The organism is Pseudomonas sp. PA-6-3C, from assembly GCF_021605825.1.
Classification (GTDB): domain Bacteria; phylum Pseudomonadota; class Gammaproteobacteria; order Pseudomonadales; family Pseudomonadaceae; genus Aquipseudomonas; species Aquipseudomonas edaphica.
On record NZ_WKDV01000023.1, the window covers coordinates 1 to 14,040 of the forward strand.

The following is a 14,040-nucleotide window of genomic DNA, read 5'->3' on the forward strand; positions in this document are numbered from 1 at the left end:
CGGTGCCTCGCTATGGCTCGGCATGCCCGCAATCCGCCAGTGATTTGGGGGGCCGCCGCGATGGGCCATCCTTGGCCCAGCGCGGCTAAACCGGCATCCCTGCCGGTTTACCCCCCAAATCCCTGTCGAATTCCGGCCATCGTGTTTGACGGGGCGATTTCAGATCAAGATCAAAAGCGCAGATCAAAAGACCGCTGACTTCGTCATCGAAAAGGATGTAAGGGCCGGAGCAACAGCAACAGCAACAGCAACAGCAACAGCAACAGCAGAGCCATACTCGGTCTAATGTGGGAGCTGGCTTGCCTGCGATGGCATCAACTCGGTGTACCTGACACACCGAGGTGTTTGTATCGCAGGCAAGCCCGCCCCCACAGTTTTGACCGTGCCCGCACGAGACATGGCAAGATGAACGCCTCTCAGGTTTACTGGTCCCTGAGTAACGGATTTACCGACCTTGCACGTCGGCTCATCAAGGTCATGCGATGGATAAATACACCCCCCACACTTGGCAACCCCACGAGCGGCCGAGCCTGCCCGGCTCGCCGTCGACGCCGCTGCACCCTACGCACAAGCGTTGGCTGTTTGCGTTGGTCGGGATCCTGGTGGCAATTACCGGCGGGCTCGGCAATGCCCTAGTGATTGCCAACTTGCAATACCTGCAAGGCGCACTGGGCGCCACCACCGCAGAAATGGCCTGGCTGCCGGCCGCCTATGTGATGACCAACGTGTGCATGAACCTGCTGCTGGTGAAGTTTCGTCAGCAGTTCGGCCTGCGCGCGTTTACCGAGGTGTTCCTGGTGCTGTATGCGCTGGTGACCTTCGGCCATTTGTTCGTCAACGACTTGAGTTCGGCGATTGCAGTGCGGGCGGCTCACGGCATGGTCGGTGCGGCGCTGAGTTCGTTGGGCTTGTACTACATGATCCAGGCGTTCCCCGCCAAGTGGCGGCTCAAAGCCTTGGTGCTGGGCCTGGGCACTGCGCAGTTGGCGTTGCCGCTGGCGCGATTGTTCTCTGAAGACTTGCTGCAAATTGCCGAATGGCGCGGGCTGTACCTGTTCGAGCTGGGCATGGCGCTGATCTGCCTGGGCTGTGTGTTCATGCTCAAACTGCCGCCCGGCGACCGTTTTAAAACCTTTGAAAAACTCGACTTTCTCACCTTTGCCATCCTTGCCAGCGGCGTGGCGTTGCTCTGCGCGGTGCTGTCGTTGGGGCGTATCGACTGGTGGCTGGAAGCGCCCTGGATCGGCGTGGCCTCGGCCTGTTCGCTGGTGCTGATCATGGCCGGCCTGGCCATTGAGCATAACCGCGCCAACCCCATGTTGATGACGCGCTGGCTCGGCAGCGGGGCGATGATTCGCCTGGCGCTGGCGGTGGTGCTGATTCGCATGGTGCTGTCCGAGCAGTCCACCGGTGCGGTGGGCTTTATGCAGATGTTGAACATGAGCTACCAGCAGATGCACACCCTTTACGTGGTGATGCTGGCCGGGGCGATTGCCGGGCTGGTGGTCAGCGCGCTGACGATCAACCCGGCGCACCTGCTGATGCCGTTGATCATCTCCCTGGCGCTGATGGCCACAGGCTCCGTGATGGACAGTTTCTCCAGCAACCTGACCCGCCCGCAAAACCTGTATATCAGCCAGTTCCTGCTAGGCTTTGGCGGCACCTTCTTCCTGGGGCCAACCATGGTGCTGGGCACAAAAAACGTATTGACCAACCCGCGCAACCTGGTGAGCTTCTCGGTGATGTTCGGCATCTGCCAGAACCTCGGCGGCCTGATTGGCGCGGCGTTGCTGGGCACGTTTCAGATCGTGCGCGAGAAATACCACTCCAGCATGATCGTCGAACACCTGACCCTGCTGGACCCACGCGTGGCGGCGCGGGTGCAGAGCGGTGGCTCGGCCTATGGCGGCGTGATCGCCGACCCGGAACTGCGCAACCTCATGGGCATTCGCAGCCTGGCCACGGCGGCCACGCGTGAGGCGAATGTGATGGCCTACAACGACGTATTCATGCTGATCGCGATCATCGCGATCCTCACCATGCTCTGGATCTTCACCCGCAGCCTGTGGCTGATGAGTACCACCAAAGCAGCAGCCCCTCCCGTTCAACCCAGCGGCGTTACTTCATGACCGAAACCACCACCACGACCACGACCAACGCCATCGCCTCCACTCCGGAAGGCACGCCACCACCGGGCTCGACCGTCACGGAGCCGCGCTCGCTGCGAGTGCGCATCATCTCATCGCTGGGTTTTGCCGCGATTGCCATCGTCGGTGTGTTGATCGTGCTGTATGCCTGGCAATTGCCACCCTTCAGCAGTGCGGTGGAAACCACCGAGAACGCCCTGGTGCGCGGCCAAGTGACGATTATCGGCCCTCAATTGAGTGGCTACGTGTATGAAGTGCCGGTGCAGGACTTCCAGTACGTCAAGGCCGGCGACCTGCTGGTGCGCCTGGATGACCGCATCTACAAGCAGCGTCTTGACCAGGCGCTGGCGCAATTGGCAGTGCAGAAAGCCTCCTTGGCCAATGTGGTGCAGCAGCGCAACAGCGCCGAAGCCACCATCAAACTGCGCCAGGCCGCGCTGGTGGACAGCCAGGCCCAGGCGCGCAAAAGCACCGCCGACTTGCGCCGCAATGAAGAGTTGATCAGCGACGGTTCAGTGTCCAAGCGCGAGTTGGACGTGACCCGCGCCGCGAATGCGCAGACCGTCGCGGCGGTGGCTCAGGCCCAGGCCAACCTGGAAATCGCCCGTCAGGACCTGCAAACCGTGATCGTCAATCGTGGTTCCCTCGAAGCGGCGGTGGCCAGTGCCGATGCGGCCGTGGAGCTGGCGCGTATCGACCTGTCCAACACCCGCATCATTGCGCCGCGTGACGGCCAGCTGGGGCAGATCGGTGTGCGCCTGGGTGCCTACGTCAACTCCGGCGCGCAGTTGATGGCGCTGGTGCCGCCGCAGTTGTGGGTGATCGCCAATATGAAAGAAACCCAGATGGACAATGTGCAGGTCGGCCAGCCGGTGACGTTCACCGTGGACGCGCTCAACCACCGCAAGTTTCACGGCACGGTGCAGCATATTTCCCCGGCGACCGGCTCGGAGTTCAGCCTGTTGCAGGCGGATAACGCCACCGGCAACTTTGTGAAGATCGCGCAGCGGGTGCCGGTGCGGATTACGGTGGACCCGGATCAGGCCGAGAGCGAGCGCCTGCGGCCGGGGTTGTCGGTGGTGGTGAGTATCGACACGGCGGGCCGCCTGAAAAACAGCCCGCCTTGACACCATGCGGATCAAAAATGTGGGAGCTGGCTTGCCTGCGATAGCGGTTTATCAGGTCCAGGTGTGCAGGCTGACACACCGCCATCGCGGGCGAGCCCGGCTCCCACAGGGTTTTTTGGGGTTATAAAGGTTGGTATTTCAGGGTGAAATTGAGGTGAGTTGACTGGCCTTTTTCCAGCAGCTTCAGGCCGGGCCTGCCCGGCAGGTGATGCGCATTCACCGGATGACTCACCGGCTCGATGCAAAAGAACCCCAACCCCGGCGGGCAGAACAGCAGGAAGTAATCGGCGCCGCTCGCCTGGCACTCCAATGCATAGCCCAGCTCCGGCTGTTCGATGCGGCAACGCCCGTCCCACTGGCAAAACCCATTGTCCACCAGGCCTTGCGGCAGCCCTTTGAGCTGAGTGAAATCCCATTCGGCAGGCACCGGCGCCAGCCCGGTTGGCAGCTTGGACGCATCACTCATCCACACCTGCGAAGCCTTGGCCTGCAACCGCGTGCCGGGCCTTCGTGGCAAATACGGATGCAATCCCAAGCCATGCCACGCGGCTTTTTCGGCCAGATGCGTTACGCGCAACTCGATACTCAGTTCGCCGCCACGTAAGCGAAACCGCTGCTCGGCGCGATAGGCAAACGGCGTGTCGCACACCACCTCCAGCACCACTTCATCCGCCGTCTGGCTGACCACCTGCCACGCCTGTTGCCAGGCCGAACCGTGAATCGGCAGCGGGTCGAGCGGGCTGTTGGGCGTGAGTGCCAGCCAGCCGCCGGGGTTGTCGAAACCGCCGTGGGCAACTCGATTGGACCACGGCGCCAGCGGGTAACACGCCAGCTTGCCCGGCAGCCCGGTGTTCAGCGCAGCTTCGTCGCTATGGCGCAACAGCGGCTGCCCGGTCGCGCGCACCGTCCAGTTGACGAGGCTGCCACCTACGGCCGGGGCGAGGGTGAGATGGGTCAGGCTGTCTTCCAGTTCAATCATCAGAGCACCAGCCCGGGAAGCCACAGGGACAACGCGGGAATGTAAGTCACTGCCATCAATATCAGGAACAGTACCGCATAAAACGGCAGCAGCGCCGTCACGGTTTTCTCGATACTGACCTTGCCCACCGCCGCACCCACAAACAGCACCGCACCCACGGGTGGAGTGATCAGGCCGATCCCGAGGTTCACCAGCATGATCATGCCGAAGTGCACCGGGTCCACGCCAATACCGAGGATCACCGGCAGCAGAATCGGGGTGAGGATCAAGATCAGCGGCGCCATGTCCATCACCGTGCCGAGCAACAGCAGCATCACGTTGATGCACATCAGGATCACGTAGCGGTTGTCCGACAGGGTCAGGAACAGCGTGGTGATTTTTGCAGGGATCTGCATCAGGGTCATGATGTAGCCGAAGCTGGCGGCGAAGGCGATCAGGATCATCACAATGGAAATGGTGCGCACCGTGCGGTGCATCAGCTTGGGCAGCTCACGCCATTTGTAGTCGCGATAGATGAACATGGTCACGAAAAATGCCCACAGCACGGCAATCGCGGCCGACTCGGTGGCAGTGAAAATGCCCGAGAGGATGCCACCCAGGATGATCACCATGGCCATCAAGCCCCAGAGCGCGTCGGCGCAGATCTTCAGCGCTTGTTTAAGCGGGATGACCTCGCCCTTGGGGTAATTGCGCTTTTTCGCGAAGATCAGGCACAGCACCATCAGGCATGCACTCATCAGCAGCCCAGGCACCACGCCGGCCATGAACAATGAGGCAATCGAGACCGTGCCGCCGGCCGCCAGGGAGTAGAGCACCGAGTTATGGCTGGGCGGCGTCAGCAAGGCTTGCACCGAGCCGCTGACAGTGACGGCGGTAGAGAACTCACGCGGGTAGCCACGGCGCTCCATTTCCGGGATCAACACCGAACCGACCGAGGCGGTATCGGCCACCGACGAGCCGGAAATCGCGCCAAAAAACGTCGACGCCACGATGTTCACCAACGACAGGCCGCCGCGCACAAACCCCACCAGCACCCCGGCAAACGCGACCAGGCGGCGTGACATGCCGCCCTCGGCCATGATCGCTCCGGCCAGCACAAAGAACGGAATCGCCATCAGCGAAAACTTGTTCACCCCGCCCGCAACCTGAATCATCAAGGCCTGGAACGGGATGTCGATCCACCACGCGCCGATCAGCGCCGACAGCCCGAGGGCGTAGGCCACCGGCATGCCGATCAGGATCAAGGCGATAAAACTGCCCAGCAGCATCAATGCGTCCATCAGGCAGCCCCTTCGTTTTCTTCAACCAGATCAAAGCGCACCACGCGGCGCTGGCTCTGGTCACCGAGCAAGAGTTTTTCCAGCACGAACACCAGCGTCAGCAGCCCGCCGATCGGGATTGGCATATAGGTGATGCCCACGCGCAGGGTGGGGATCGCACTCATGAACTGGTTCCAGGTGGACAGGCACAGCTTGCTGCCCCAGACGGTCATGAACAGGCAGATGGTGGCCATCAGCAGTTGCGTGATAACGCCGACGATTTGCCGTTGGCGCGCTGGCAGGCGGTCAGTAACTACGGCCACCGACATATGCGCGCCGGCACGGTAACTGGCGGCGGCGCCGATAAAGGTGAACACCAGCATCAGCAGGATGGCGGTGGGCTCCGGCCAGCTTGCGCCGGTGCCGAGGATGTAGCGGGCGAAGATGCCCCAGGGAATGATCAGCGCGACCCCGAGGACCGAGAGGCCGGCGACCCAGATGCAGGTCATGTAAATGCGGTCGTTGATGCGCAGCACTAAATTCTTCATGGCGTTCACCGTAACCGGGCGCGTCGATGCCGACCGCGCCGGGCCTGACTAAAGGGAAGGGTGATTACTCGACTGCGTCGATGCGCTTGATGATGTCGGCGTAAGCCGCACCGTACTTGGCGCGAACCGCTGCGGTGGCGTCATAGAAGGGTTTTTTGTCGACGGTGATGAACTCGACGCCGGCCTTCTTGAGCTTTTCCTCGCTGCTGGCGGACTTGGCGTCCCACAGCGCGCGCTCATCGGCCTGGGCGGCCTTGGCGGCTTTTTTCACCAGGTCTTGCTGGGCGGGCGTGAGTTTGTTCCAGGTGATCTTCGACATCACGATGGGTTCGGGCAGGATCAGGTGCTCGGTGAGGGTGTAGAACTTGGCGTTCTGGAAGTGGTTGTGCTCCAGCATCGTCGGCGGGTTGTTTTCCGCGCCGTCGATGACGCCGGTCTGCAAGGCACTGAAGATTTCGCCGGTGTCCATGGCAATGCCGTTGGCGCCCATCGCGTTGAAGGCTTCGATGAAGATCGGGTTGCCCTGTACACGAATTTTCATGCCCTTGAGGTCTTCGATCTTGCGCACCGGCTTCTTGGTGTAGAGGTTGCGCGTGCCACCGTCCATCCAGGCCAGGGCCACCAGGCCGAACTCGGAGTCGGTGATCTTGGCGAGGATTTCGTCGCCGATCTCGCCGTCGATGATTTTGCGCATATGCGCCTGGTCGCGGAACACGAATGGCAAGTTGAACACGTTCACGTCCGGCACCACTGGCCCGACGATGCCGAGGCTGACGCGGGTCATCTGCACCGCACCGACCTGGGCCTGTTCGACCACTTCTTTTTCGGAACCCAGCACACCGCCCGGGAAGTATTTGAAGGTCAGTTCGCCGTTACTTGCCTGAGTCAGGGCCTTGCCCATGTTCTGTTCAGCGACGACGGTGGGGTAGCCGGCGGGATGGATGTCGGCGAATTTGATTTCCAGCGCGTGGGCGGCGGTGCTGAGGGTAAAGAATGCAGCGGCGAGCAAAGTGCGTTTGAAGTCCATGGGGTGTCACTCCTGTCTTATTGTTGTTGTATTCAAGGCACAGCGATGCAGCTAGAGGGTGAACGTGGGCTCCGGCAATCCGCTGACGCCGGGGTTGAGGGCAAACACGCCGCCCGCGACCGACTGCTCACTGTGGTCATCACGAATCGAGGTGACGAACAAGGTGTCCAGCCGGCTGCCGCCGAAGGCGCACATGGTGGGTTTTTTTACCGGCACGCTGAGGGAGCGGTCCAGACGGCCATCCGGGGTGAAGCGGTGAACCAGCCCCGCGTCGTTGGCGCAGATCCAGTAGCAACCCTCGGCGTCGACTGCCGCGCCATCGGGGCGCCCGAGGAATTGATGCATGTCGATAAATACGCGGCGGTTGGATGGCGTGCCGGTGTCGATGTCGTAATCGAACGCCCAGACCTGCTGCGCCAGTGGGTGTGAATCCGAGGCGTACATCGTGCGGCCGTCCGGGCTGAACGCCAGGCCATTGAGGGTGATGAACCCGTTCAGTTGCGCATGCGGCGCGGCGCCTGACGCATAGCGGTACAGGGTGCCTTCGGCCGCATTCAGGCCCATGTTCAGCACCATGCTGCCAGCCCAGAAACGGCCCTGGCGATCGCAGCGGCCATCGTTGAGGCGCATGTCCGGGCGTGGGTGCTCGATGCTCGCCAGAGGCGTGGTGTCGAGGCTGCCGTCGTTATGCGGGGTGAGTTGGAAAAACCCGCTTTCCATGCCCGCGACCCAATTGCCCGCGTCGGTGCGGGCAATACAGGCGAGCATCTGCGGGGCTTTCCAGGCGGCGACGTGGCCGGTGGCGGCGTCCCAGCGTTGCAGGCCACCGTTGGGGATGTCCACCCAGTACAGCGCGTTTTCCTGCGGCACCCACACCGGGCATTCGCCCACGGCATTGCGGGCGTCGACGATCAGTTCAGCGGTCATGGCAACTCATTCCCTTGGGTTGATGTGCGTTCAGTCACCAAACGGCCCCGCAGCGCAGAACGCGCCGCCCTGGTAGACCGCGGCCGGGTCATCGGCGGCCACTGGCAGCTGGGCTTCGACCTTGGTGCGGTACACCTCGGAGCTGTCCTTGGGCACAAAACCCAGGTGCGCGGCGTAACGGTTGTCCCACCAGGTGTCGAGGTTATCCGACATGCCGTAGACCACGGTGTGGCCGACATTGGGCGTGTACAGCGCGCGCTCGAGCAGTTGGGTCAGGTCATCGAAACTCAACCAGGTGTGCATCATCCTGCGGTTCTGGGGTTCCGGGAACGAGGAGCCGATGCGGATGCTCACGGTCTCGATGCCGTAGCGGTCGAAGTAGAAGCTGGCCATGTCTTCGCCGTAGGATTTGGATAAGCCGTAGTAGCTGTCCGGGCGACGTGGGGAGTGGGCGTCGATCTGTTCGTCTTGCTTGTAAAAGCCGATCACATGGTTGGAGCTGGCGAAGATCACGCGTTTCACGCCATGGCGGCGGGCGGCTTCGTAGATATGGAAAACACCGCTGATGTTTGCGCCCAGCACTTCTTCGAAAGAGCGCTCCACCGACACACCGCCGAAGTGCAGGATGGCATCGACGCCTTCCACCAGTTGGTGCACAGCCTGTTTGTCGGCCAGGTCACAGGGTTGCACTTCTTCGAACTCACCGGCCGCCGGGGCCATGTTGGCGATGTCCGACAGGCGCAATACCTGGGCATAAGGGCGCATGCGTTCGCGCAAGACTTTGCCCAGGCCGCCGGCGGCGCCGGTGAGCAGCAGGCGGTTGAAGGGGACAGGCGTGGTGGTGGTCATGGGAATTCCATTGTTGTTGTAGGTTGTCGTATGACTTGGTGGAAGTATCGTTTTGGACTCCCTGGATTGTCAACGCCCTTGCAGGCAAGTGATGCTCAAAAGGTGGGAGCTGGCTTGCCTGCGATTGCGGTCGGCTAACTGACATTTCTTTTGCTGATCCTGCGCTATCGCAGGCAAGCCAGCTCCCACACAAGCGGGCTGCTACAAATGTCAGTGCCTGCAGGGAGCGCGTTACAGCAACGAGATCGGGTAGCTGACAAAGATCCGATTCTCATCAAACTCGTTGTTGCTGAAATCCCGACGCATGGTCGAGTTGCGCCAGCGCACATTCAAATCCTTCAGTGTGCCGCTCTGCACCGTGTAGGCCAGCTCCGACTCGCGGCCCCATTCCTTGCCGTCGGTGATGGCGCCAGTGTGTATGTTATTGCCGCTGATATACCGGTTCATCATGGTCAGCCCCGGAATGCCGAGCACCACGAAGTTGAAGTCATGGCGTATCTGCCAGGATTTTTCCTTGGCATTGTCGTAGCTGGCGTTGTAGCTATCGTTGGCCAGGGTGCCGCCGCTGGTGCCGTTGACCCTCATCCACACGCTGTCGCCGGTGAGTTTTTGCAGGCCGACATAGAAGGCGTTGCCTTTGTATTTGGCCGAGAGCAGGGCGGAATAGGTTTTGTTATCGAGGTTGCCGGCCAGGGCGCTGCCGTCCTCCTTGCCATTGAAGAACCCCAGGTTGGCGCCAAACGTCCAGTCGCCGACCGGCTGGCTGTGGGTCAGGTTCAGGTATTGCTGCTGGTAGATGTCGGTGAGTTCGGCGTACCACACGCCGACCTGGGTGCGTTTGTCGTTGAAGGTGTATTCGCCGCCGCCGAAGTTGAAACGGTCCGAGGTGAACGCGGCTTTGCCGTTCATGAACATGTCTTCCATGCTCCCATCGTTGCGTGGGCTATTGCCGCGAAATTGCCCGCCGTAGAGCGTAAGCCCGGCGATTTCATTGGAGGTTACCTGGCCGCCACGAAAGGTCTGCGGCAAGGAGCGGCCGTCGTCCGAGCGCAGGATCGGCAGCACGGGCATCCATTCGCCAACTTTCAGTTCGGTTTTGGACAGCCGGGTTTTCAGTGCCACGCCCAGGCGTCCGAAATTGTCGGCAGGGCGGCCATCTCTGTCGAGCGGCAACAGTTGGGTGCCGCCGGTGCCTTTACCGCCATCGAGCTTCTGAGAATACAGGCCGAGTACGTCAATCCCGAAGCCCACGGTGCCTTGGGTAAAGCCGGATTTGGCGTCGAGAATGAAGTTCTGCGTCCATTCTTCGGCCTTGGCCTGTGGGTACGTGGGGTTGGTGAAATTGCGATTGAAGTAGGCATTGCGCAGGTTGAGCGTGGCTTTGGCATCGTCGATAAAGCCTTCTGCCTGGGCGCTGAGGGGCAGGGCGAGTGCCAGGCTGCTGAGGCTGATAAGACCGAGACGCGAGGAGGAATTGCGGGCGAATTGAGGCACAGTGAAGCTCCCTTCCATTTTGTTGTTTTTATTATTTGTTATACGTTGTCGTACAACATTGCGAGGGATATTTGCGGGGTTTTCGGGGGCTGTCAAGCAGAAGTTATACGATGACCAAGTGCGCATCGATGAAAAGCGGGCACGGTCCATGTGGGAGCTGGCTTGCCTGCGATGGCATCGACGCGGTGTAACTGTGGGGCCGCGGTGTCTGCATCGCAGGCAAGCCAGCTCCCACAGAGATCTTCAGCCGGCCATCACCATCGGTGGCAAGGTGCCCAGCAGGGACACCGCGGCTACTGCTGCAATACCCAGCAACCATTCCAGCATCACACTGGCTTTCAAACTGCCCACTCGCTCCTCACAGCGCTCGATACGCAACCGGTTCAACAGCGCCAGCGCCAACATACCCAGCACCAGCAGCACCTTGATCAACAGAATCAGCGCAAACCCGTTAAACAGCGGCGTGGGCCACAGCTGCCCGGTCAGCACGCGAACATTGATCAAACCCGTTACCAGCAAACCGGCAACCAGGCCATAACCCACGCCGCTGAAGCGCTTGAGGATCGGCTCCAGCGCAGGCTTTGGCGACAGCCGCAGAATCAGCACCAGCAGCAACAACCCGCCCAGCCAGGCGCCGACGCACACCAGGTGCACCACTTGATTGAGGATCAGCAATTGGCCGCTCAGCCCATTGAGCATGGCGCCATGGCCGACCGGTGCCAGCGTCGCCAGCAGCAGTGCGGTCAACGGCAGGCGCAAGGCCGGCCGGGGTTTGAGCAACACCACTACCAGCAGCAGGTTCAGCAACAGATGCCAGACCCACACCTGGCCGAAAAAGGTTTTGCCCAGCACCAACTGCACGGTGGCCGGTTGCAGCGCCGCGTCCCAGCTGCCCGCCATGCTGGCGGTGATCAACAGCAGCCAGGCCACGCCGGAGAACAACCCCAGCCAGGCCAGGGCGCGGGTGATGCGCAGCAGTTGCCGGTCGAGTGCCGGTTGCACTTCGTTGCCCAGCAGCCAGGGCCTGAAGGCACAGGCCCCGAACATCAACAGCACGACGATGAAATGCACGAAGCGGCACAGCACCAGCAGGGTTGTCATGGGTTATTGGCCGACCTTGAAGCTGTATTCACCGTTGCTCTTGTGGGTGTCGACCGAGACGGCGTTCCACACCACTTTGTAGTTGCCGGCGGCCAGCGGCGCGGCGGGTGTGACCACCAGGGTTTTCTTGTCGGCGTCCGGGGTTTCCAGGCCTTTGATGGCGAGTTCGGTGCCGTCTTTGCTCAGGGACACTTTGGTGAAGGTGGCCTCGACGCCTTCGCTGAAGGTCAGGCGCAGGTCGGCGGGCGCAGCAACCGTGCTGTCTGCCGCCGGTGTCGAACTTTTGAGATGGGCGTGGGCAAATGCCGCAGAGGCGCCCAGCAGGGAAGCGAGCAGGGTGACAGTGGTGAGGGCTTTCTTGATCAGCATTGTTCAGTACCTTCAAGTGAGTGAGTCGGTAATGCCATGTGCAACAAGGGAAAGGGTTTGCCTTCGCCATCCAGCGGCGAGCGCGCGACTTGGATAAAACCATAATGCAGATAGAAACCCACGGCCTGCGGGTTTTGTTCGTTGACGTCCACGGTCAGCGTGTCATGACGGGCGCGGGCGTGGTCGAGCAATTGGCGGCCGACGCCCTGGCCGCGGCGCTCGGGGTCGATAAACAGCATTTCGACGTTATGCCCGCCAGTGCCGATAAAACCGGCGATACCGTGGTGGTCTTCATACACCCACACGTCGAGGGCCGGCATTGGCAGGTAGGCGTCGCGCACCAGCGGCAGCAAACGCTGGATGTCGTCCTCGGGGAGGAAGTCATGGGTGGCTCGCACCGAGCGCTCCCACAGTGCGCCCAGCACCGGGTCGTCGGCAGCCACGCGAGGTCGAATAGTCATTGCAATGATCCTTCAAGTGGACCGCGATCCTAACCAATCCGTTTTTGGCGGGAAAGGTTCGCGTAGGAAGTTTCATCACTCGGCGGCCAACCGCAGCCTTTTTATCCTGTACATATCGCTGTCTGCGTGGCTGAGCAGGGTATCGGCGTCTGCACCGTCGGCCGGATAAAACGCCACGCCCACACTGCACGACGGCATCTTGACCGGGCCAAACTCAGCGCCCAGCGGCTCGGCCATGGCCGCGAGAATTTGCGCGACTTTGGCGCTAACCGTTTCGTGTGACTGCACATCGGTCAGCAACACCGTGAATTCGTCGCCGCCCATGCGCGCCACCAGGTCGCTGTCACGCACGCAGCGTTCCAGCCGCCGTGCAATCACGCAGAGCACGCGATCGCCCACCGCGTGGCCATGCACATCGTTGATGCCCTTGAAGTCATTGACGTCCAGAAACAGCAACGCCAGCCGGGTGTTATGACGCTGTGCGGTGTGCAGGGCCGACGCCAGGCCATCGTTGAACAACGAGCGGTTGGTGAGTGCCGTCAGCGGGTCATGGTGGGCGAGGAAGCGCAGTTCCTCCTCGGCCTGGGTGAGCGCCGTCACGTCGCGCGCCACGCCGATGCGCGCGCCGACTTCTTCGGACCAGAACGCCGCCCACAGGATGTGCACCACGCTGCCATCCTTGCGCAGATAACGGTTGCGAAAATCCACATGGGGCCGGCCATTCATGACCCGCACAATCGAAGCCCGCGTGCGCGCCAGGTCTTCGGGGTGCATGTAGTCGGTAATGGGCGTGCCGGTCAGTTCATCGGCGCGGTAACCGAGCAGGGCTTCGCAGGCATCGCTGACAAACACGATCAGGTTGTCACTGTCGACCACGAAGACCGTGTCCAGCATCAAGTGGATCAATTTCGGGTAGAGGGCGTGCAGGTCAACGGCCATAGGTCAGGGGTGTCCGGTTCAGATGCGCCGATCATAGCTCGATCACGCAGGCTGACGCCTTGGAATACTGCGGGCTTTGAAGCGCTGGCGCCGATCTGGCGATCAATGGCGTGTAGCCTAATGAGGCGGTTCATGATGTGATGGTTGAAAATGAATTGTATTTAAAAGTGACTGGGGCTCCATCATCCATGGGCAATCACAAGATCGGTATCCGGCGCAGCAACGTCGAGAAAATCCTGCTGGCGGCAGAGAAAGTCTTTGCCGAGAAGGGCTATGGCAGCACCGCCATGGCCGATATTGCCGAAGAAGTGCAACTGCCGCGCTCCAACCTGCATTACTACTTCAGCACCAAAAGCGAGCTGTACAGCGCCGTGCTGTTCGACCTGCTGGACCTGTGGAAGCAGGACGCCCTGAGCTTTGAAACCTTCGATGACCCGCGCGTGGTGCTCAGCAGTTACATCCGCGCCAAGATGCAGCGCTCACGCACGCGGCCGCATGGTTCGAAAGTCTGGGCGAATGAAATCATCCACGGCGCGCCGACCCTCGGTGAGGCGCTGGACGAAAGCCTGTACGACTGGGCCAAGATGAAGGAGGCGAAAATTCGTCAGTGGGTGGAAGACAAGCGCATCCTGCCGGTGGAGCCGTCGAGCCTGCTGTATATGATTTGGGCCTCGACCCAGCACTATGCGGACTTTGATCACCAGGTGAAGATCTTGAATGATCACCAGCCGTTGTCGGACAGGCAGTTCGAGAAGGCAATCCAGACGGTGACCAGTGTGATTTTGCGTGGGATTGGCTTGGAGCCTTGATGAT

Annotated in this window: 14 protein-coding genes; 3 read left to right on the forward strand and 11 right to left on the reverse strand. The window is 61.2% G+C overall.

The window, feature by feature from the left end; translation table 11 throughout:
• The first annotated feature begins 482 nt into the window (after positions 1 to 482).
• Both GIW48_RS16525 and GIW48_RS16530 read left to right on the forward strand, forming a co-directional pair.
• Complete coding sequence (locus GIW48_RS16525) at positions 483 to 2,129, forward strand: MFS transporter (protein WP_017136435.1); 1,647 nt, start codon at positions 483 to 485, stop codon at positions 2,127 to 2,129.
• Positions 2,126 to 3,274 (forward strand): HlyD family secretion protein, encoded by a 1,149-nt coding sequence (locus GIW48_RS16530; protein WP_017136436.1) that lies wholly within the window; start codon positions 2,126 to 2,128, stop codon positions 3,272 to 3,274. Before GIW48_RS16525 ends, GIW48_RS16530 begins: the two co-directional genes overlap by 4 nt.
• 121 nt (positions 3,275 to 3,395) lie before the next feature.
• Here GIW48_RS16530 and GIW48_RS16535 read toward each other — a convergent pair whose 3' ends face one another.
• The 11 genes from GIW48_RS16535 to GIW48_RS29765 form a co-directional block, all read right to left on the reverse strand.
• On the reverse strand, positions 3,396 to 4,253 hold the full coding sequence (locus GIW48_RS16535; RefSeq protein WP_099550002.1) for an aldose 1-epimerase: 858 nt from the start codon (positions 4,251 to 4,253) through the stop codon (positions 3,396 to 3,398).
• Positions 4,253 to 5,533, reverse strand: a complete 1,281-nt coding sequence (locus GIW48_RS16540) for a TRAP transporter large permease (RefSeq protein WP_017136438.1) — start codon at positions 5,531 to 5,533, stop codon at positions 4,253 to 4,255. The genes GIW48_RS16535 and GIW48_RS16540 overlap by 1 nt, the downstream gene beginning before the upstream one ends.
• Complete coding sequence (locus tag GIW48_RS16545) at positions 5,533 to 6,060, reverse strand: TRAP transporter small permease (RefSeq protein WP_017136439.1); 528 nt, start codon at positions 6,058 to 6,060, stop codon at positions 5,533 to 5,535. Before GIW48_RS16545 ends, GIW48_RS16540 begins: the two co-directional genes overlap by 1 nt.
• A gap of 64 nt (positions 6,061 to 6,124) precedes the next feature.
• Complete coding sequence (locus GIW48_RS16550) at positions 6,125 to 7,087, reverse strand: TRAP transporter substrate-binding protein (RefSeq protein WP_170040744.1); 963 nt, start codon at positions 7,085 to 7,087, stop codon at positions 6,125 to 6,127.
• A gap of 51 nt (positions 7,088 to 7,138) precedes the next feature.
• Positions 7,139 to 8,014: an SMP-30/gluconolactonase/LRE family protein gene (locus tag GIW48_RS16555; RefSeq protein ID WP_236460787.1), complete on the reverse strand. Its 876-nt coding sequence runs from the start codon at positions 8,012 to 8,014 to the stop codon at positions 7,139 to 7,141.
• A 30-nt stretch (positions 8,015 to 8,044) separates the two neighbouring features.
• A complete protein-coding gene (locus GIW48_RS16560; RefSeq protein WP_236460788.1) occupies positions 8,045 to 8,863 on the reverse strand; it encodes an NAD-dependent epimerase/dehydratase family protein in 819 nt (272 codons plus the stop codon).
• Positions 8,864 to 9,094: 231 nt separating this feature from the next.
• A complete protein-coding gene (locus tag GIW48_RS16565; RefSeq protein ID WP_236460789.1) occupies positions 9,095 to 10,357 on the reverse strand; it encodes an OprD family porin in 1,263 nt (420 codons plus the stop codon).
• A 243-nt stretch (positions 10,358 to 10,600) separates the two neighbouring features.
• Positions 10,601 to 11,458, reverse strand: a complete 858-nt coding sequence (gene copD, locus GIW48_RS16570; RefSeq protein ID WP_236460791.1) for a copper homeostasis membrane protein CopD — start codon at positions 11,456 to 11,458, stop codon at positions 10,601 to 10,603.
• A gap of 3 nt (positions 11,459 to 11,461) precedes the next feature.
• Complete coding sequence (gene copC, locus GIW48_RS16575; RefSeq protein WP_099550007.1) at positions 11,462 to 11,827, reverse strand: copper homeostasis periplasmic binding protein CopC; 366 nt, start codon at positions 11,825 to 11,827, stop codon at positions 11,462 to 11,464.
• Positions 11,821 to 12,288: a GNAT family N-acetyltransferase gene (locus GIW48_RS16580; protein WP_017136446.1), complete on the reverse strand. Its 468-nt coding sequence runs from the start codon at positions 12,286 to 12,288 to the stop codon at positions 11,821 to 11,823. The genes copC and GIW48_RS16580 overlap by 7 nt, the downstream gene beginning before the upstream one ends.
• Positions 12,289 to 12,363: 75 nt before the next feature.
• Entirely contained in the window at positions 12,364 to 13,227 is an 864-nt protein-coding gene (locus GIW48_RS29765; RefSeq protein WP_017136447.1) for a GGDEF domain-containing protein, read from the reverse strand.
• A gap of 188 nt (positions 13,228 to 13,415) precedes the next feature.
• On the opposite strand from GIW48_RS29765, the gene GIW48_RS16595 reads away from it, so the two are divergent.
• Positions 13,416 to 14,036 carry a TetR/AcrR family transcriptional regulator gene (locus tag GIW48_RS16595; protein WP_017136448.1) on the forward strand — a complete coding sequence of 207 codons (621 nt, stop codon included), beginning with the start codon at positions 13,416 to 13,418 and terminating at the stop codon, positions 14,034 to 14,036.
• Positions 14,037 to 14,040 lie beyond the last annotated feature (4 nt).

Bases quoted from the DNA above. Each gene is read 5' to 3' on its own strand.
- GIW48_RS16525 (WP_017136435.1), top strand. From the start codon at position 483: ATGGATAAATACACCCCCCACACTTGGCAACCCCACGAGCGGCCGAGC.
- GIW48_RS16530 (WP_017136436.1), top strand. From the start codon at position 2,126: ATGACCGAAACCACCACCACGACCACGACCAACGCCATCGCCTCCACT.
- GIW48_RS16535 (WP_099550002.1), bottom strand. From the start codon at position 4,253: ATGATTGAACTGGAAGACAGCCTGACCCATCTCACCCTCGCCCCGGCC.
- GIW48_RS16540 (WP_017136438.1), bottom strand. From the start codon at position 5,533: ATGGACGCATTGATGCTGCTGGGCAGTTTTATCGCCTTGATCCTGATC.
- GIW48_RS16545 (WP_017136439.1), bottom strand. From the start codon at position 6,060: ATGAAGAATTTAGTGCTGCGCATCAACGACCGCATTTACATGACCTGC.
- GIW48_RS16550 (WP_170040744.1), bottom strand. From the start codon at position 7,087: ATGGACTTCAAACGCACTTTGCTCGCCGCTGCATTCTTTACCCTCAGC.
- GIW48_RS16555 (WP_236460787.1), bottom strand. From the start codon at position 8,014: ATGACCGCTGAACTGATCGTCGACGCCCGCAATGCCGTGGGCGAATGC.
- GIW48_RS16560 (WP_236460788.1), bottom strand. From the start codon at position 8,863: ATGACCACCACCACGCCTGTCCCCTTCAACCGCCTGCTGCTCACCGGC.
- copD (WP_236460791.1), bottom strand. From the start codon at position 11,458: ATGACAACCCTGCTGGTGCTGTGCCGCTTCGTGCATTTCATCGTCGTG.
- copC (WP_099550007.1), bottom strand. From the start codon at position 11,827: ATGCTGATCAAGAAAGCCCTCACCACTGTCACCCTGCTCGCTTCCCTG.
- GIW48_RS16580 (WP_017136446.1), bottom strand. From the start codon at position 12,288: ATGACTATTCGACCTCGCGTGGCTGCCGACGACCCGGTGCTGGGCGCA.
- GIW48_RS29765 (WP_017136447.1), bottom strand. From the start codon at position 13,227: ATGGCCGTTGACCTGCACGCCCTCTACCCGAAATTGATCCACTTGATG.
- GIW48_RS16595 (WP_017136448.1), top strand. From the start codon at position 13,416: ATGGGCAATCACAAGATCGGTATCCGGCGCAGCAACGTCGAGAAAATC.